We start from the raw sequence: 18,203 nt of genomic DNA, 5'->3' as shown, positions 1-18,203 counted from the left end.
GCCCTGAACGCCGGACTTCAGGCCGGCGAATCGATCAACGCCAGCGCATCGGCGATCGACTGGCTGTCTTCCGGCCGCACCAGCTTCGCGACCTGTTGCCCGTCGCGCATGAACACCAGCGTGGGCCACAGCCGCACGTTGAACGAGCGTCCCAGCGGGCGGCCGCTGCCGTCTTCCACCTTGATGCGGCGCACGTTCGGGTACCGGGCAAAGGCCTCGGCAATGTTCGGCTGCGCGGCCTTGCAGATGCCGCACCAGTTGGTGCCGAACTCCACCACGGCCGGGCCCTGGAGCGCGTCGATCTCGCTGCGGTCGGGTTGCTCGGTCTGGTACTCGGAGGTCATGGGCTGGGTCCTTGCGAATTCGTGGGAAGGAGCGCGTGAAGGCGACGGGCGCACCACACGCTGACGGGCGTCATTGCACCAGAAACTCAGGCCGCCTGCAGGCCGTAGCCAGCCAGCAATGCGGGCAGCCCGGTCATGTCGCTGAACACGGCCACGGCGCCCGCGGCGCGCAGCGCGCCCGGGCCGCTGTGGCCCGACTCGCCCGTGCTGTAGCCGAACACCGTGGCACCCGCGGCCACGCCGGCCATCGCGCCGGTGACCGTGTCTTCGACCACCGCGCAGCGCTTCGGGTCGACACCGAGCGCTTCCGCCGCGGCCAGGTACACGTCGGGATGCGGCTTGGAGCGCGGCATCTCGTGGCCGCTGAAGATGCGGCCCTCGAAGCAGTCGAGCAGGCCGACCTTGGCCAGCTGCAGCTCGACCTTGTGGCGGTCGGCACCCGAGGCACAGGCGATGCGGCCCTTGAGCCGCGCATGGATCTCGCGGATGGCGGCGGGCGCATGGGGAATGGCGACGAGGTCGCGGTCCAGCGCCTCGTTGCGGCGGGCGCGGAAACCGCGCAGCCAGTCGTCGGTGATCTTGAAGCCCGTCTTGGCCTCGATGAGCGCCGTCTCGTCCTTCACGGCCTTGCCGGTGAAGATGTTCATCGATTCCTCGGCCGTGAGCTGCCAGCCGAGCTCGCCGAGCATGTCGGCGAGCACGCGGTTGGTGATGGGTTCGGAATCGACGAGCACGCCGTCGCAATCGAAGAGAACGGCGGAAAAGGGGAAAGGGGTCATTGCGAGGCAGGAGTTCAGGGGTCTGGCCCCATGGTAGCAACGCCCCCTTTCCGCACGGGGAGACTCAAGCTATCGGGTCATCTCAGGCCACGGGGCGGATCGGGATGTAGATCTCGCCGCCACCGGCCATGAATTCTTTCGACTTCTCTTCCATGCCCTCGGCCATGGCAGCCGTCTCGGCCACGCCCTTCTTGGCCGCGTACTCGCGCACTTCCTGCGTGATCTTCATCGAGCAGAACTTGGGGCCGCACATCGAACAGAAGTGCGCCACCTTGCTCGAGTCTTTCGGCAGCGTCTCGTCGTGGAATTCGCGCGCCGTGTCGGGGTCCAGGCCCAGGTTGAACTGGTCTTGCCAGCGGAACTCGAAGCGTGCCTTGCTCAGCGCGTCGTCGCGCGAGCGCGCGCCCGGATGGCCCTTAGCCACGTCGGCCGCGTGCGCGGCGATCTTGTAGGCAATGATCCCCTGCTTCACGTCGTCGCGGTCGGGCAGGCCCAGGTGCTCCTTGGGCGTCACGTAGCAGAGCATCGCCGTGCCGGCCCAGCCGATCATGGCGGCGCCGATGGCGCTGGAGATGTGGTCGTAGCCCGGTGCGATGTCGATGGTCAGCGGGCCGAGCGTGTAGAACGGCGCCTCGTGGCAGTGCTTGATCTGCTCGTCCATGTTGGCCTGGATCATGTGCATCGGCACGTGGCCCGGGCCTTCGATCATGGTCTGCACGTCGTGCTTCCAGGCGATCTGCGTGAGTTCGCCCAGCGTGCGCAGCTCGGCAAACTGGGCCTCGTCGTTCGCGTCGGCACCCGAGCCGGGGCGCAGGCCGTCGCCGAGCGAGAAGCTCACGTCGTAGGCCTTCATGATGTCGCAGATGTCCTCGAAGTGCGTGTAGAGGAAGCTCTCCTTGTGGTGCGCGATGCACCACTTGGCCATGATCGAGCCGCCGCGCGACACGATGCCCGTCATGCGGTCGGCCGTGAGATGGATGAACGGCAGGCGCAGGCCCGCGTGGATGGTGAAGTAGTCGACGCCCTGCTCCGCCTGCTCGATGAGCGTGTCGCGGTAGATTTCCCAGGTGAGGTCCTCGGCCACGCCGCCCACCTTTTCGAGCGCCTGGTAGATCGGCACCGTGCCGATGGGCACCGGCGAGTTGCGCACGATCCAGTCGCGCGTGGTGTGGATGTTCTTGCCGGTCGACAGGTCCATCACGTTGTCGGCGCCCCAGCGGATGGCCCACACCAGCTTTTCGACCTCTTCCTCGATGCTCGAGGTGACGGCCGAGTTGCCGATGTTGGCGTTGATCTTCACCTTGAAGTTGCGCCCGATGGCCATCGGCTCGACCTCGGGGTGGTTGATGTTCGCGGGAATGATCGCGCGGCCACGGGCCACTTCGTCGCGCACGAACTCGGGCGTGATGATGCGCGGAATGCTCGCGCCCATCGGGTTGCCCGCCACGCGCTTGGCGCGCTCCTCGTTGGCCAGGTACTCGGCCATCCACTCGCGCTTGCCGTTCTCGCGCAGCGCCACGTACTCCATCTCGGGCGTGACGATGCCGCGGCGCGCGTAGTGCATCTGCGTGACGTTGGCGCCCGACTTGGCGCGGCGCGGCGTGCGCTGCAGTGCCGAGGCACCGGCGCGCAGTTCGGCCAGGCGCTGCGCGTCGCGGTCTTCGTTCTTGGCGCCGTCGTCCAGCGCGTGGTGCGTGCGGCCTTCGTAGCTTTCGGTGTCGCCACGCTCGATGACCCAGGCGCTGCGCACGTCGGGCAGGCCGCGGCGCACGTCGATCTCGACCTTCGGGTCGGTGTAGGGGCCCGAGGTGTCGTACAGGGAGACGGTTTCGCCGTTGGTCAGCGCCACGTCGCGCACGGGCACGAACAGGTCGGGCCGGCTGCCCGGAATGACGCACTTGTGCGAGGCAGGAAAGGGTTCGCGCGTCAGCGACAGCAGCGAGGTGAACTTGTCGGGGGCATTCATCGGAGGCACTCCTTGTTGAGAGAAAGGGTGCTCCGCAATCGCTCAGTGGACCTCGGGAGGCCCGCCACCAGAAAAGGGAGTGACGGACCGAAGTCAGGGAGTGCAGCTCTTCTTACGCCGGTATGACCCGGATCAAGTTCGCGGGTCGGCAGCTTTGCCATCTCAGCACACCACGTGTGTGCACCCCGGAGCGGGGCCGATTGTGCGGGCCGAAGCCCGCCGCCGTCAACCCGGGGGCTGGTGCAGGTCGCCGTCGACGTAGAACCAGCGCTCGTTCTCGCGCACGAAGCGGCTGCGCTCGTGCAGGCGGAACGCCACGCCCGTCGCGCCGCGCTGGCGGGCGACGAACTCGACCTCGGCGTGGTCGGCGTCGAGCACCGAACGCGATCGGATGTCCAGCCCCAGCCATTTGACGCCCGGCTCGAACTCGACCGAGGCTGGCCGCTTCGACGCATGCCAGGTGGCGAGCAGGTAGTCGGCTCGCGCCAGCACGAAGGCCGAGTAGCGCGAACGCATCAGCGATTCGGCGTCGGGCGCCGGCGTGTTCTCGAAATCGTCGAGGTAGCGCCCACAGCACAGGGCGTAGCCGATGGGCTTGTCGCGACGGTCGGTACGGCCGCAGGGGCAGGGGCCGGGAGTGGGGTCGGTGGCGCTCATGAAGGGGTCTATTGGAACACTTGGCGCGGTGGGGGCTGAAGGGGGGCTTCCGGGCATGCCCGCTTTGCGAGGACCTGCCGGGGCCAAAGGCGCCGGGGCCTCTTGCGCCAATGGCTTGTGTCGCTACAGTCGTCTGGCGTTTCGTTCCTTCAAGCTGAACACCAAAGCATGCTTTTGCGATTCCTCAAGCTGTTCTTCCTGCTCGCTGCGACCCTCTCCTTGGGCGTCTTCGCCTTTCTGCACGGATTCAACGCATGGCGCGCCGGACAAATCGTTGTCACGCGACGGGGACGCGAACCCTTTGTCGCAAGCGCCGATGGTGCATTTCCCATCACGTTCAATATGGAAGTTTGGGGATTGATGATCATCGGGGGCGCCGTTGCCCTTTGCGGCATTGCAGGCGTCGTCAAGTTCCTCATCAACACGCCAGACCAGCGACGCACGATGCTGACCCGTATGGATGGCGTCTCGCGTCGCGAGCGCAGTGACATGGACATTCCGTGGTCGATTGGGCTTGCCATCGTCGGGGCGGTTGTGGCGTTTTTTCTCTACTTGGGATTTAGAGTTCACGCGCAATAGGTTTGTCTGCCTGCAACCGGCCAGGAGCAGTCATTGGAAGCGGGGCAGCTATCGAGCGAGTCGCCTACAACGCCAGCGGATTTGGAAACTCCATCCGATCAAACTTGTTGATGTACGGATCGTCCTTCACGAGCACACGAATACGCCATTTTTTGCATGACGGATCGAGCTGAATCTCCATGATCTCGCGATCCACTGCACGATGAATCAGTGGATTGAGCAGCATCCCGGCGCTCTCGCCGTTGTGCTGGCGCCAATCCTCGAAGTGCGCGGCATCAAGGAGAGCCGGGTTCTGGATCCCCGTCACTGGGCATTTTTTCCAGATCTTCAACATGAGATCGCGAAAAGCGCTCTGCTCCGGACGAATCTCGCGCGAAGCGAACTTCGCCACGTAAGGACCAGGCGCCTCTGGAGGCAATGGCGGCGGTCCAGGAATCGTCGGCAGAGGCCGACCAATAATCTCCAGAAGCACACGCGCCAGCGGCATGTCGAGCCAGTAGAAGGTCCCTTGATTGGCGTTGCCGTTGACGTCGAATGGTTGCCGCGAGTTTGGGGATTCGGCTTGTGCTTTTAGGATCTGCGGGACGAAATCTTGGTACCTGATTTTGGACGGGAGCGGCTCATACGCGGCATTCACACGCAGCCCCTTCATGCCTGCCATCCACTGCGCTGATTCGGGCCTTCGAAACCTGCCTTCGAGCTTGTTGGTCGCGAAGGCGAATTCTTTTGTCATCGGGAAGTCAGGCACCTTGGAGATGACCTTGGCTACGCCGACGAGGCCGTCAAGGTTAATGATGACCGTGTCACCCGGCTCCATGTTTTCCAGCGGCGGCACATTCGGTGTTGGCGCGCCGTCGCGATCAAGGTACGTGGTGAACATGTACCCCTCATCTCGAAGGAATTCAAAGGACGAACCTTGGTTAGCGAAGAAGTAAGCCATGCTTCCCATTGGACAGGAAAAAACGGGTTGCTGTTGTGCACTCAAACCGTGCCCGCATTACGGCCGCCAACGATGGCGCTCGAGTAAGTTCAACCCGAGTTCCATCTCACGACGCGTGCATTTTTTCATTCGTTGAGATTCGGAGCAAAATGAACTTCGGCTTCGGGCTTACAAGAGACATCGCAGCACCTCTGAAGAAATCATTCAATTTGCGAAGACCTCCGCTTGATACTAGCTGCCCACCTGAAGACGACGGCGATGGCCAGCAATCCTGCAAGGGCAACTCCTTCGAGCCATGCCTCGCCCAGACGGCCATCGATCGCCACCTCCGCAAGGCTTGCCTGCCCTGACCTGTAGGTCACCCAGACATCGTCGGCCAAGAAGCCCACACAGAAGTCCCCGATCTCTTTCGCGCATTCCGTGTGCAAGGAGTACCCGAGCCCATCGAGATGCGTCCCTTGCTGTTTGTCGGTGGCGACCACCCAATTTCGGTACTCGTCGTGGTCCGGGAGCCTTTTGTTCTGATCGATGAAAGTCCGTGCGTAACGGGAAACGATTTCGATGTGATCTTGCTCGGAGGGGCTGATTCGATGCGTCAGGTGCGTGGCATCAAAACACGCGATGAAAAAAATCGGTGCCGCGAGGATCAGAGCGAACCAAGAAATCGCCACGCAAAGGAGCTCCAGCAGGCGTGCCAAGATCGGCGTTCGGTTGCCCTCAACTTGCCGAGCTTGTGCCATTTGGTTTGAGCCTACGTACGAAGAGCGACATTGCTGCCGCAGGCTATCGCGGGTGGGTTCGAGCTTGATGAAGTCCGAATGAAGTCTTGCGGCGCATCCGACCTGTTTGGGTGGCTTTGCGACCCAAACGGATTCACACACTTGGATGCCCGCTCCAGGCCACAAGCAGGGCAACGAAAGAGTGCCCAGGCCCACGTCTTCTGAAACGAGAAGAACGCCCTCGCGTCATGCTCCTACTCAGTCAAAACCTCGCACTGCGCTTCAATCCGCGCATGAAGCAGCCCCAGCGAGACCGCAAGAAACCGCTGCAACGAACTGCGCTGGCATGCATCGAAAAGCGGAGCGGCGCTCGCATCAGAAGAAGCGGCGTCGCGCCGATCCTCGTCCCAGCCGAGCAGCTCTACCAACGTCTGAGCGCCCTGCACTACATCGCGCGCATCGTTGAGGAACGCAGCATGGCTTTGCAGTGAAGAAGAGAGCCCTTCGCCTTCAACCCATTCGAAGGGCTTGAACAAGGCAGTGGGTCGATCGGACGCACAAGGGCAACCGGCGTCAGTGCGAGCGTTTGAAGCATGGGCCATAGGCCTCCAAGGATGTCGATTTGCAACAACCGACGCACCCGACGCCAATCGGGGGCGGCAGCTCGAACGGGTTGGCGTACCGGGACATCCTTGCGGAAACCGGCAGGGCGCGAGCCCTCCCATTCGAGCCGCCTAAAAAAGAAGCGCGAATGAAAAAGCCGCAGACCTTGTGCGGTAACTGCGGCTTTCGTCGCAGGATGTCAGCGGGACGCCAATCCCGGCCTCGCTCATCACGAGGCAAAAGCAATGTACGCGGTCGCTCGGACGCCCGTCAAGCGTCAGCGACTGGAACGCACCGCCCCACCCGAAACATCACCCACCCAGGTCGCGGCGTTGGTTCACGTGATCAGACGATCTCAGGCGAGCGCGCGTTGAATCAACAGCTTCTGGATGTCCGACGTGCCTTCATAGATCTGGCACACGCGCACGTCGCGGTAGATGCGCTCCAGCGGGAAGTCGTTCACGTAGCCGTAGCCGCCCAGGGTCTGGATGGCGGCGCTGCACACGCGCTCGGCCATCTCGCTGGCGAAGAGCTTGGCCATGGCGGCTTCTTTCAGGCAGGGCCGACCGGCGTCGCGCAGGCTGGCGGCGTGCCAGATGAGCTGGCGCGCGGCTTCGATCTGCGTGGCGCATTCGGCCAGGCGAAAGCCCACGGCCTGCTGGTCGAAGATGGCGCCGCCGAAGGCCTGACGTTCCTTGGCGTAGGCCACGGCCACGTCGAAGGCGCTGCGGGCCATGCCCACGCTCTGCGCGGCGATGCCGATGCGCCCGCCTTCGAGTGCGCCGAGGGCGATCTTGTAGCCCTCGCCTTCGGCGCCGATGAGGTTCTCGACCGGAATACGGCAGCTGTCGAAGTTGATCTGCGCGGTGTCGCTGCTGTGCTGGCCGAGCTTGTCTTCCAAGCGCGCGACGTTGTAGCCGGGCGCGTCGGTGGGCACGATGAACGCGCTCATGCCGCGCTTGCCGGCGCCCTTGTCGGTCACCGCGATGACGATGGCGACCTGGCCGTTCTTGCCGCTGGTGATGAACTGCTTGACGCCGTCGATCACGTAGCCGTCGCCGTCCTTGCGTGCGGTGGTGCGCAGGCTCGAGGCGTCGCTGCCGGCCTGCGGTTCGGTGAGGCAGAAGGCGCCGAGCATCTGGCCCTGGGCCAGCGGCTCGAGCCACTTCTTCTTCTGCTGCGCGTTGCCATAGCGCATGAGGATGGCGTTGACGGGGCAGTTGGTCACGCTGATGGCGGTGCTGGTGCCGCCGTCGCCGGCCGCGATTTCCTCGAGCACGAGTGCGAGCGTGAGGTAGTCGAGGCCCGCACCGCCATGCTCCTCGGGCACGCAGATGCCGTAGGCGCCCAGCGCGGCCAGGCCCTGGTGCACTTCCTTCGGAAAGCTGTGGTCGCGGTCCCACTTCGGGGCGTTGGGCCAGAGCTCGGCCTGCGAGAAATCGCGCACGGCGTCGCGGATGGCTTCCTGGTCTGCGCTGAGCAGCATGGCGTTGTCTCCAGTTCTTTCTTGTCGGTGGGTGCGAGGCTTACTTGCCGGCGCCCAGGTCCATGATGAGACGCGCGGCCATGTACAGGCGGCGCGGAATGGCGCTGATGTCGACGTACTCGGCCTTGTCGCTGTGGTAGCCGAAGCCGGGCAGGCCCAGGCTTTCGATCACGGGCTTGCCCGAGAGCGCCGCGTAGGCTGCGTCGGTGCCGCCGCCGGTGCGCTCTTCGACGCCCACGCTGCCGCCGGCTTCCTTGTAGAAGACCACGGCCTTGTCGACCAGCTTCTTGCCGCCCTCGCCCGCGTTGAAGGCCGGACGGCCGCGCGTGACGAGCACCTTGACGTCGGCTTCGGGCAGTTTTTTCTGCTGCGCCTTTTCTTCGAGGGTCTTCATGGCGGCGTCGAAGTCTTCGTTGCGTGCGTAGCGCACATCGGCGTTCAGCGTGGCGCTGGCCGGGATGATGTTCGACACGTTGCCGGCCTTGGCGATGGTCCAGTTGAAGCGCAGGTTCTTCGACTTGTCGTCGATGCTCATGGTGCGCAGCACGAGGTCAGAGGCCTCGACCAGCGCGTTCACGCCCAGCTCGGGCGCGGCGCCCGCGTGCGAGGCCTTGCCGGTGATGTTGACCTGCACGTAGGCGATGCCCGAGGTGCCGAGCGACATCTTTTCGTCGCCGGCGCTGGTGGGCTCGAACGAGAGCACGTAGTCGGCCAGCTTGGCTTCTTCCTGGATCAGGTCGCGCGAGCCGAAGGAGCCTTTTTCTTCGTCGGTGTTGAACAGCACGGTGATGGTGCCGTAGTCGCGCACGCCGTAGTCTTTCAGCAGCTTGAGCGTGTGCAGGATGACGGCGTTGCCGCCCTTGTCGTCGGCGATGCCGGGGCCGTAGGCCTTGTCGCCTTCGATGCGGAACGGCGCCTTGGCGAGCGTGCCCTTGGTGTACACGGTGTCCATGTGCGACATGAGCAGCAGGTTCTTGCCGCCGCGGCCCTTGAGCTTGCCGACGATGTTGTCGCCGACCACGAGGCCGGCCGACTTGCTGCGCGTGACGGTGAAGCCGAGGTTCTTCAGCTCGCCTTCGAGGTACGCGCCGGCGGCGGCCATGCCTTCGGCGTCACCGGTGCCGGTCTCGATGTTGACGAGCTTCTCGAGCGTCTTGATCACCGCCGGCTGCTCGTCGGTGGCGGCCTGGAACAGCACGTTGTCGCGTTTCTGGGCCCAGGCGCCACCTGCCACGAAGGCGGTAGCGAGCACGGCGGCAACGGCGGTACGGTGAATGGATGGGCGCATGAAATCTCCTGCTCTACGCATGGTTTTGTTTGAACTGTCCGGGGTGGAAACCGGCCGGCGCCCTCTCCCGGGCGCCGGCGGCTCCTGGCGTTATAGCAATTCGAGCGCGACCGCGGTGCCTTCGCCGCCGCCGATGCACAGCGTGGCGACGCCGCGCTTCTTGCCGCGCGCCTTCAGCGCGTGCAGCAGCGTAACCATGATGCGCGCGCCGCTGGCGCCGATGGGGTGGCCCAGCGCGCAGGCGCCGCCGTTCACGTTGACGATGTCGTGCGACACGTCGAGCTCGTGCATGAGGGCCATGGGCACGACGGCGAAGGCTTCGTTCACTTCCCACAGGTCGACGTCCTTCACGCTCCAGCCGGTCTTGGCGAAGAGCTTCTGCACGGCGCCGACCGGCGCGGTGGAGAACCACTCGGGCTGCTGCGCGTGCGTGGCGTGGCCGACGATGCGCGCCAGCGGCTTGGCGCCGATCTTCCTGGCATGCGACTCGGTCATCATGACCAGCGCGGCGGCGCCGTCGTTGATCGACGAGCTCGAGGCGGCGGTGATGGTGCCGTTTTCTTTCTTGAACGCGGGCTTGAGCGTGGGGATCTTGTCGAGCTTGACCTTGCCCGGGCCTTCGTCGATGGAGATGACGGTGTCGCCGCCGCGGCCCTTGACGGTGACGGGCGTGATCTCGTCCTTGAAGGCGCCCGATTCGGTGGCGGCCTTGGCGCGCTGCACGCTGGCGATGGCGAAGGCGTCTTGCTGCTCGCGCGTGAAGTTGTACTTGGCGGCGCAGTCTTCGCCGAAGGTGCCCATGGAGCGGCCCGGCTGGTAGGCGTCTTCGAGGCCGTCGAGCATCATGTGGTCATAGATCTTGTCGTGGCCCATGCGGTAGCCGCCGCGGCCCTTGAGCATGAGGTAGGGTGCGTTGGTCATGCTTTCCATGCCGCCCGCCACGATGACGTCGTGCGTGCCGGCCAGCAGCAGGTCGTGCGCGAGCATCGCGGCCTTCATGGCCGAGCCGCACATCTTGCTGAGCGTGACGGCGCCCGCGCTATCGGGCAGGCCGCCCTTGTAGGCCGCCTGGCGCGCCGGGGCCTGGCCCTGGCCGGCCATGAGGCAGTTGCCGAACAGCACTTCACCCACGCTCTCGGGCGCGATGCCGGCGCGCTCGACGGCCGCCTTGATGGCCGCGCCGCCCAGGTCGTGCGCGGAGAGGGACGAGAAATCGCCCTGGAAGCCACCCATGGGGGTGCGGGCGGCGCCGACGATGACGATGGATTCGGACATGGAGGTCTCCTTCAATGATGTGAAAGTGAAATCAAAGACAAAACGAAACGGAAATCGGAAACGGGCGGTCAGAAATGCGTCGCGTGGCCTTCGTGCTGGAAGCGTTGCGACTCTTCGTACGGGAACACATCGAGCATCTGGCCGGCCTGGATGCGTTCCTTGTGGTGCTGCCAGAAGGCGGCGTCGAGCAGGTCGGCGTGGTGCGCCATGAAGGCGGCGCGCACGTCCTTGTTGCCGAGCAGAAAGGGCTCGAAGGTCTCGGGGAACACGTCTTTCGGGCCGACCGAGTACCAGACCTCGCCGCTCATCTCGTCTTCTTCGTTGCGCGGCGTGGGCACCTTGCGGAACTTGCAGTCGGTGACGTATTCGATTTCGTCGTAGTCGTAGAACACGACCTTGCCGCCGCGCGTGACGCCGAAGTTCTTCCACAGCATGTCGCCGGGGAAGATGTTGGCGGCCACCATGTCCTTGATGGCGTTGCCGTACTCGATGACCGCGTGCTCCAGCTGGTCCTTGGCGCGCCGGGCCTGGGCCGGGCTCTCGGGGTGGGCCAGCGTGTCGAAGGCTTCCTGCAGGTAGATGTTCAGCGGGATCATGCGGCGCTCGATGTAGACGTGCTTGAGCACGACTTCCATCTCCCCGTTGCCGTCGCGGTCGCCGATCTCGAGCTGGCTGGGCGCGAACTTGCGGATCTCTTCGATGAGCTCGGGCTCGAAGCGGTCGAGCGGAAAGCCCACGTTGCTGTACTCGAGCGTGTCGGCCATGCGGCCCACGCGGTCGTGCTGCTTCACGAGCATGTACTTGCCCTTGATCTGCTCGCGTGTGGTGTCCTTCTGCGGCGGATAGAAGTCCTTGATGACCTTGAACACGAAGGGGAACGAGGGCAGGTCGAACACCAGCATGACCATGCCCTTGATGCCGGGCGCAATGCGAAAGCGGTCGCTCGAGTAGTTCAGGTGCGAAAGAAAGTCGCGGTAGAACAGCGTCTTGCCCTGCTTGGCCAGGCCGAGCGCGTTGTAGATTTCGGCGCGCGGCTTGCGCGGCATGAGCGAGCGCAAAAACTGCACCCAGGCCGAGGGCACTTCCATGTCGACCATGAAGTAGGCGCGCGCAAAGCTGAACAGCATCTGCAGGTCGTCTTCGCCAAACAGCGCCGCGTCGATGTAGAACTTGCCGTGGGTGTCGTGCAGGATGGGCAGCGAGAACGGGATCTCGGTGAAGCCGTTCATGATCTTGCCGACCACGTAGGCGCCCTTGTTCCGGTAGAACAGGCCCGACAGCACCTGCAGCTGGAAGTTGGCGCGCAGCTTGACCTGGTGAAAGCGGTTCAGGATGACGTGCGCCACGCGCTCGGCGTCGCGCCGCTTGTTGGCGTAGCTGCCCTGCAGCGCGAAGTCGTCGAGCATCTGCTCGATGATGTCGGGCAGCGTGGCCTGCGACGGGTAGTACGGCCGGTAGGTGGGTGCGCCGCGCGGCTCGATGTACTCGGTGCTGATGGCCGGGCGCACGAAGATGAAGTCGTTCTGGAAGTAGGCCCGGTGCAGGATCTTCGTGGTGACCGAGTTGAAGAAACTCTCGGCCAGCTCGGGCTGGTGGTGGTTCACCAGCAGGCCGATGAAGTGCAGCTTGACCTGGTGCCAGACCTCCATGGGCTGGTCGCCGGCCTTGAACTCTTTTTCGAGCCGGGCCACGGCCTCGTTCACGCGCAGGTCGTAGAACTCGATGCGCTCGCGTTGCGCGCGTTGCTGGCCGTGCCAGTCGGCGGTCTCGAAGCGGTGCTTGGCGCGCGCCGATTCGGCCCGGAACAGCCGGTAGTGCCGGTTGAACCCGTCGATCATCGCCTTCGCGATGTCGTAGGCCAGCGGGGAATCGAGGCGCTGCGGGAACATGGCGACGGTACCGGCGATGGCAGCGACGGGTTCGCTCAGGCGGCTGGCGGGGTCTCGTTGCCTTCGGTGCCGTCGGCACCCGCCTGCGCCGACGGCGAGGCGCCGGCCGGCTTGCTCCACTTGTAGCGGATGCGCTGCACAGCGGCCTTGTAGATGGCGTCCAGCGGCTTGTCGCCGTCGGCGCTCAGGCCGAGGTCTTGCAGCAGGCCGTCGTGCACGCCGAAGGTCCAGCCGTGGATGCGCACCTTCTGGCCGCGCGCCCAGGCGTCGACCATGACGGTGCTGACGGCCACGTTGACCACCTGCTCGGCCACGTTGAGTTCGCACAGCGCATCGACGCGCACGTCTTCGGGCAGACTGTCGAGCATCACGCTGTGGCGGTCGCGCACGTCCTGGATGTGGCGGATCCAGTTGTCGGCCAGGCCGATTCGCTTGCCGCTGAGCGCGGCCTTGACGCCGGCGCAGCCGTAGTGGCCGACCACCATGATGTGCTCGACCTTCAGGTGCTCGACCGCGAACTGGATCGCCGAGAGCGCGTTGAGGTCGGAGTGCACCACGATGTTGGCGACGTTGCGGTGCACGAACACTTCACCCGGCTCCAGGCCGGTGATCTGATTGGCGGGCACGCGGCTGTCGGAACAGCCGATCCACATGTAGCGCGGCGTCTGCTGCTTGACAAGGCCGGTGAAGAAGCCGGGCCGGTCACGCTCCATCTGGGCGGACCAGGCACGGTTGTGGGCAAAGAGGTCGTCGAGATTGTCTGAGGACATGGTGATCTATTGTCGGTGAGTGGTTGCGGGCTCGGTACCCAGGGCGCTCGGCCCTCCCTTGGCGGCCTTCTGCGCCCTGACCAGGGTGGCGCGGCCTTTCTTCTCGTGTTCTCGCACTTCGGCCAGGTTGGCCTGCAGCTCGGCCAGCTGCGCCTCGAGCTGCGCGCGGTGGGTACCGAGCACGCCGAGGAATTTTTCCAGCTGCGGCACGGTGTCGCGCGGGCTGTCGTACATGTCCAGGATGTCTTTCGCCTCGACCAGCGTCAGGCCCAGGCGCTTGGCGCGCAGCGTGAGCGTGAGCCGCGCCCGGTCGCGCGCGCTGTACACGCGCTGCAGGCCGGCCCGCTCCGGCGACAGCAGGCCCATGTCTTCATAGAAGCGGATGGCGCGCGTCGTGAGATCGAACTCCTTGGCGAGCTGGCTGATGGTGAAGGTCTGCGCGGGCATGGGCGGCAAGGGTTGCGGGGGCGACAGCAGGTTGGCGGCGCATTCTCTACAATGATGCCTCAACCCATGACGTTTACGTAAACGTCAATCATACATGAACCTCCTCGAACGCGAACTCCACTACCCCCTGGGCGACACCCTGCCCGCCGCCGGCGAAGCACTGGAAGTCGCGCCCGGCGTGCGCTGGATCCGTATGCGGCTGCCCTTTGCGCTGGACCACATCAACCTCTGGCTGCTGCGCGACACGATCGACGGCGTCGAGGGCTGGACGGTGGTCGACTGCTGCATCGCGCACGACGAGGCCCGCGCGCAGTGGGAGCAGATTTTCGAGACCCAGCTGCAGGGCCTGCCGATCCTGCGCGTGATCGTGACCCACATGCACCCCGACCACATCGGCCTGGCCGACTGGCTGTGCCAGCGCTGGAACGCGCCGCTGTGGATCAGCGCCACCGACTACCACGTGGCGCGCGTGCTGTGCAGCGCCGGCGACACGCTCGCGGGCGGCGACGCGGCGGCCGACTTCTTCGCCTCGCACGGCCTCACCAACCCCGAGTCGATCGCCAAGATCCGCGCGCGCACCAGCTACTACACCAACATGGTGCCCAGCGTGCCCGCCCGCTACGTGCGCATGATGGACGGCGACATCGTCCGCATCGGCGGACGCGACTGGCGCTGCATCAGCGGCTACGGCCACGCCCCCGAGCACATCGCGCTGTACTGCGCCGAGCCGAAGCTGCTGCTGGGCGGCGACATGATGCTGCCGCGCATCTCGACCAACGTGAGCGTGCACGCGGGTGAGCCCGAGGCCAATTCGCTGCGCCTGTTCCTGGACAGCATCGACAAGTTCAAGGCCCTGCCGGCCGACACGCTGGGCCTGCCCTCGCACGGCAAGCCCTTCACCGGCATCCACCGCCGCGTCGACCAGCTGCAGGAGCACCACCGCGACCGCCTGGCCGAACTGCTCGAAGCCTGCCTCGCGCGCCCGATCACGGCGTCGGAAGGCCTGCCGATCCTGTTCAAGCGCGAGCTCGACCTGCACCAGATCACCTTCGCCATGGGCGAGACCGTGGCCCACCTGCACCTGCTGTGGTTCTCGGGGCAGGTGAAGCGCACGCTGGACGCCGACGGCATCTACCGCTTCGGCGCAGCCTGAGGCCCCCCCCGGCTTTTCACTTCGCTTCGCTGCGTGTAACTCCACCCCCCGAGGGGGAGGCACGGCTCGCCTTGGGGCGGCCCGGCGGCGGCCGCATAGACTCTGGGAATGACAATGTCGAACACGCTGGCTGAGCTGCGCGCCGGCCGGCTGGCTGGCGCACGACGACTGGACCTCTCGTGCGGACTCACCGAGTTCCCGCGCGAGATTTTTGCGCTCGCCGACACCCTCGAAACGCTGAACCTCACGGGCAATGCGCTCAGCGCGCTGCCCGACGACCTCGGCCGCCTGCACAAGCTGCGCGTGCTGTTCGGCTCCGACAACCGCTTCACCGAACTGCCGGCGTCCATCGGCCAGTGCCGCCAGCTCGACATCGTGGGCTTCAAGGCCAACCGCATCGTCCATGTGCCCGCCGAAGCGCTGCCGCCCTCGCTGCGCTGGCTGATCCTGACCGACAACGCCATCGAAGAATTGCCCGACACCCTCGGCGACTGCACCCGCATGCAGAAGCTGATGCTGGCCGGCAACCGCCTGCGCGCCCTGCCGCCGTCGGTGGCCCGCTGCCGCCAGCTCGAGCTGCTGCGCCTGTCGGCCAACCGCTTCGAGGCGCTGCCCGACTGGCTGCACACGTTGCCGCGCCTGGCCTGGCTGGCCTGCGCGGGCAACCCGTTCGATGCGCCGACCGAAGACGCGGCCATCGACGCCCCCACCGTGCCGCACGTCGACTGGCGCGACCTGACGCTCGGCCCGAAGCTCGGTGAAGGCGCCTCGGGCGTGATCCACCGCGCCACGCTGGCCACGCCGGACGACGCCGCGCTGCCCGTGGCGGTGAAGCTGTTCAAGGGCGCCGTCACCAGCGACGGCTGGCCGCACAGCGAGATGGCGGCCTGCATCGCGGCCGGCGCGCACCCGACGCTGATCGCCGCGCAGGGCCGCATCGACGGCCACCCCGACGGCACCGAAGGCCTGGTGATGGCGCTGGTGCCGCCCTCGTTCCGCACGCTGGCGGGCCCGCCGAGCCTGGCCTCGTGCACCCGCGACGTCTACGCCGACGATGCGCGCTGGACCACTCGCACCGCCCTGCGCATTGCGCGCGACATCGCGGCGGCCATGGCGCACCTGCATGCGCGCGGCCTGCTGCATGGCGACCTGTATGCCCACAACATCCTGTGGCACGCGCAGGACGGCGGGCGGCTCGGCGACTTCGGCGCGGGCTGGATGACCGGCGCGCTCGACCCGGCACTGGCGAAGGCCCTGCAGGGCGTGGAAATGCGCGCCTTCGGCTGCCTGCTCGAAGAGCTGGCGGAGCGCTGTGACGATGCGGCGTCTTCTTCGCCCCTGACCACGCTCGCGGCGCGCTGCCTGCAGCCCGAGGTCGCGGCACGGCCGTTGTTCGCCGAGGTGCTGTCGGTGCTGGACGCCGCCGCGCCATGACGCGCCCCCGCTTCCCCGTTCCGATGCCCACGCGCGACGGCGTGAGCCCGAGTTGTGTCTCGCTGCCTTACGGCCCCTGGCCCACCATCGCCGGGTTTCTGGTCGAGCGCTTTCCCGCCATCTCGCGCGAAGCCTGGCTCTCGCGCATCGAAGCGAACGACGTGTGCGACGAGCACGGCGTGCCCATCACCGCCACGCGGCGTTACGAGTCGCCGCTGCGCGTGTACTACTACCGCGCGCTCGACGCCGAGACGCCCATCCCTTTCGAAGAGTTGGTGCTGCACCAGGACGACGACCTCGTGGTGGTCGACAAGCCGCCCTTCGTGCCCGTCACGCCCACCGGCAAGTACGTGCAGCAGAGCCTGCTGGTGCGCCTGAAGCGCAAGCTCGGCCTGGACGACCTCGTGCCGCTGCATCGCATCGACCGCAACACCTCGGGCTTGGTGCTGTTCTCGGTGCGCCGCGAGACGCGCGGCGCCTACCAGGCGATGTTTCCCGAGCGGCGCATCGACAAGCACTACGAGGCCGTCGTGCCGTGGCACGAGGGCGTGTCGTCGGTGCCCGCCGTGTACCGCAGCCGGCTGGTGGACGACGACCACTTCATGCGCATGCGCGAAGCGCCCGGCGAGCCGAATTCCGAGACCCGCATCGTGCTGCGCGAGGCGCGCGACGGCCATGCGCTGCTGGAACTCTCGCCTGTCACCGGCCGCAAGCACCAATTGCGCGTGCACTGCCAGGCGCTGGGTTTGCCGATCGTGAACGATCCGTTCTATCCCACGCTGCAGCCTGCGGGGAATGACGACTTCGACAGGCCGCTGCAGCTGCTGGCGCGGTCGCTGTCTTTCATCGACCCGCTGAACGGCGCCTTGCGCACCTTCGAGAGCCCGCGCCGGTTGGCGCTGCCTTCTGCTCCTGCTGCCGCCTAGGTGACGCGGCGCGGGCGCGTCGCGGACTAAGCTTTCTCCTGACGGGAATTGAACTTCCTCTCTTCCACCACTCAGGAGACAAACGCACATGGACACCACCCAACTCTTCTCACTGAAGGGCCGCAGCGCCTTGATCACCGGCGGCTCGCGCGGCATCGGCCGCATGATTGCCGAAGGCTTCCTGGCGCAGGGGGCGCGCGTGTACATCTCGGCGCGCAAGGCGGCGGCTTGCGACCAGACGGCGAAGGAGCTGTCGGCGTTTGGGCATTGCGTGTCGCTGCCGGCGGATGTTTCTACTGTGGAAGGCGCTCAGGCGCTGGTCGATGCTTATGCGAAGCATGAAGGGTCGCTGGATATCCTGGTCAACAACGCTGGGGCTGCCTGGGGGGCGCCGTATGAGGAGTTTCCTGAGAGTGGGTGGGACAAGGTGGTCGACCTGAACTTGAAGACGCCGTTCTTCCTGACGAAGGCGTTGACGCCGATGCTCAAGAAGGCTGCTACGGATCATCTGTCGAAGGTGATCAACATTGCTTCTATCGACGGGATTTCTGTGAATCCGCAGGAGACTTATTCGTATGCGGCGAGCAAGGCGGGGTTGATTCAGTTGACGCGGCGGATGGCGCTGCGGTTGGCGCAGGATCGGATCGTGGTGAGTGCGATTGCTCCTGGGGCGTTTGCTTCAGATATGAATAAGGATGCGCGGGATCATGGGGATGAGGTCAAAGGACGGATTCCTGCTGGGCGCATTGGTACGCCTGAGGACATGGCTGGTGCCGCTATCTACCTGGCCTCTCGGGCTGGGGACTATGTGATGGGGTCTACGCTTGTGGTGGACGGGGGCGTTACGCACGCGCGCTGATCGTCTTGAGTTCCGAGGCCGGGTCTCGCCCCGGCAGGCGACCTACTTTTCTTTGCTTCGCCAAAGAAACGTAGGCAAAAGAAAGGCGA

The 18,203-nt window shown here is 65.6% G+C and carries 18 protein-coding genes and 1 riboswitch; of the genes, 5 read left to right on the top strand and 13 right to left on the bottom strand.

Translation table 11 applies throughout. The features are described from left to right. Window positions 1–17: 17 nt before the first annotated feature. The 4 genes from AC3WQM_RS15230 to AC3WQM_RS15215 all read right to left on the bottom strand — a co-directional run bounded on the left by AC3WQM_RS15230 (window position 18) and on the right by AC3WQM_RS15215 (window position 3,746). Entirely contained in the window at window positions 18–344 is a 327-nt protein-coding gene (locus AC3WQM_RS15230) for a thioredoxin family protein (protein ID WP_307638119.1), read from the bottom strand. Window positions 345–430: 86 nt separating this feature from the next. Beyond that, on the bottom strand, window positions 431–1,123 hold the full coding sequence (locus AC3WQM_RS15225) for an HAD family hydrolase (RefSeq protein ID WP_062478714.1): 693 nt from the start codon (window positions 1,121–1,123) through the stop codon (window positions 431–433). A gap of 82 nt (window positions 1,124–1,205) precedes the next feature. Then, a complete protein-coding gene (gene thiC, locus AC3WQM_RS15220; RefSeq protein WP_492679836.1) occupies window positions 1,206–3,089 on the bottom strand; it encodes a phosphomethylpyrimidine synthase ThiC in 1,884 nt (627 codons plus the stop codon). Between the two features lie 92 nt (window positions 3,090–3,181). Beyond that, a riboswitch (TPP riboswitch) is annotated at window positions 3,182–3,287 on the bottom strand. A gap of 27 nt (window positions 3,288–3,314) precedes the next feature. Continuing rightward, a complete protein-coding gene (locus AC3WQM_RS15215; RefSeq protein WP_492679834.1) occupies window positions 3,315–3,746 on the bottom strand; it encodes a YchJ family protein in 432 nt (143 codons plus the stop codon). A gap of 168 nt (window positions 3,747–3,914) precedes the next feature. Here AC3WQM_RS15215 and AC3WQM_RS15210 point away from each other — a divergent pair, with 168 nt between their 5' ends. Then, window positions 3,915–4,325, top strand: a complete 411-nt coding sequence (locus AC3WQM_RS15210) for a hypothetical protein (protein ID WP_492679832.1) — start codon at window positions 3,915–3,917, stop codon at window positions 4,323–4,325. A gap of 64 nt (window positions 4,326–4,389) precedes the next feature. Here AC3WQM_RS15210 and AC3WQM_RS15205 read toward each other — a convergent pair whose 3' ends face one another. From AC3WQM_RS15205 to AC3WQM_RS15165, 9 genes are all read right to left on the bottom strand, one after another. Beyond that, on the bottom strand, window positions 4,390–5,205 hold the full coding sequence (locus AC3WQM_RS15205) for a hypothetical protein (protein WP_492679830.1): 816 nt from the start codon (window positions 5,203–5,205) through the stop codon (window positions 4,390–4,392). 260 nt (window positions 5,206–5,465) lie between these two features. Further along, window positions 5,466–5,963, bottom strand: coding sequence for a hypothetical protein (locus AC3WQM_RS15200; RefSeq protein WP_492679828.1), 498 nt, complete (start codon window positions 5,961–5,963; stop codon window positions 5,466–5,468). 275 nt (window positions 5,964–6,238) lie between these two features. Further along, the gene (locus AC3WQM_RS15195) at window positions 6,239–6,520 is read right to left on the bottom strand and encodes a hypothetical protein (protein WP_492679826.1); all 282 of its coding nucleotides are present in this window, start codon (window positions 6,518–6,520) and stop codon (window positions 6,239–6,241) included. A gap of 422 nt (window positions 6,521–6,942) precedes the next feature. Further along, on the bottom strand, window positions 6,943–8,073 hold the full coding sequence (locus AC3WQM_RS15190) for an acyl-CoA dehydrogenase family protein (RefSeq protein WP_492679824.1): 1,131 nt from the start codon (window positions 8,071–8,073) through the stop codon (window positions 6,943–6,945). 40 nt (window positions 8,074–8,113) lie between these two features. Next, window positions 8,114–9,361: a glutamate carboxypeptidase gene (locus tag AC3WQM_RS15185; protein ID WP_487850637.1), complete on the bottom strand. Its 1,248-nt coding sequence runs from the start codon at window positions 9,359–9,361 to the stop codon at window positions 8,114–8,116. A 90-nt stretch (window positions 9,362–9,451) separates the two neighbouring features. Further along, window positions 9,452–10,636 carry an acetyl-CoA C-acyltransferase gene (locus tag AC3WQM_RS15180; protein WP_307638126.1) on the bottom strand — a complete coding sequence of 395 codons (1,185 nt, stop codon included), beginning with the start codon at window positions 10,634–10,636 and terminating at the stop codon, window positions 9,452–9,454. Between the two features lie 68 nt (window positions 10,637–10,704). Continuing rightward, window positions 10,705–12,525: a bifunctional isocitrate dehydrogenase kinase/phosphatase gene (aceK, locus tag AC3WQM_RS15175; protein ID WP_062478759.1), complete on the bottom strand. Its 1,821-nt coding sequence runs from the start codon at window positions 12,523–12,525 to the stop codon at window positions 10,705–10,707. A gap of 35 nt (window positions 12,526–12,560) precedes the next feature. Then, window positions 12,561–13,295, bottom strand: coding sequence for a carbonate dehydratase (gene can, locus AC3WQM_RS15170; protein ID WP_492679822.1), 735 nt, complete (start codon window positions 13,293–13,295; stop codon window positions 12,561–12,563). 6 nt (window positions 13,296–13,301) lie between these two features. Beyond that, entirely contained in the window at window positions 13,302–13,742 is a 441-nt protein-coding gene (locus AC3WQM_RS15165; protein ID WP_489062936.1) for a MerR family transcriptional regulator, read from the bottom strand. A 94-nt stretch (window positions 13,743–13,836) separates the two neighbouring features. Here AC3WQM_RS15165 and AC3WQM_RS15160 point away from each other — a divergent pair, with 94 nt between their 5' ends. From AC3WQM_RS15160 to AC3WQM_RS15145, 4 genes are all read left to right on the top strand, one after another. Beyond that, complete coding sequence (locus tag AC3WQM_RS15160) at window positions 13,837–14,895, top strand: MBL fold metallo-hydrolase (RefSeq protein WP_062478751.1); 1,059 nt, start codon at window positions 13,837–13,839, stop codon at window positions 14,893–14,895. Window positions 14,896–15,009: 114 nt separating this feature from the next. Further along, window positions 15,010–16,329 carry a leucine-rich repeat-containing protein kinase family protein gene (locus AC3WQM_RS15155; RefSeq protein WP_492680372.1) on the top strand — a complete coding sequence of 440 codons (1,320 nt, stop codon included), beginning with the start codon at window positions 15,010–15,012 and terminating at the stop codon, window positions 16,327–16,329. Then, window positions 16,326–17,255 carry a pseudouridine synthase gene (locus tag AC3WQM_RS15150; protein WP_492679820.1) on the top strand — a complete coding sequence of 310 codons (930 nt, stop codon included), beginning with the start codon at window positions 16,326–16,328 and terminating at the stop codon, window positions 17,253–17,255. The genes AC3WQM_RS15155 and AC3WQM_RS15150 overlap by 4 nt, the downstream gene beginning before the upstream one ends. 88 nt (window positions 17,256–17,343) lie before the next feature. Beyond that, the gene (locus AC3WQM_RS15145; RefSeq protein ID WP_062478757.1) at window positions 17,344–18,114 is read left to right on the top strand and encodes an SDR family oxidoreductase; all 771 of its coding nucleotides are present in this window, start codon (window positions 17,344–17,346) and stop codon (window positions 18,112–18,114) included. Window positions 18,115–18,203 lie beyond the last annotated feature (89 nt).

This window comes from Variovorax sp. FW301-JW7 (genome assembly GCF_058788795.1).
Note: the sequence above shows the minus strand (reverse complement) of the source record. Positions and strands in the feature narration are given on the sequence as shown.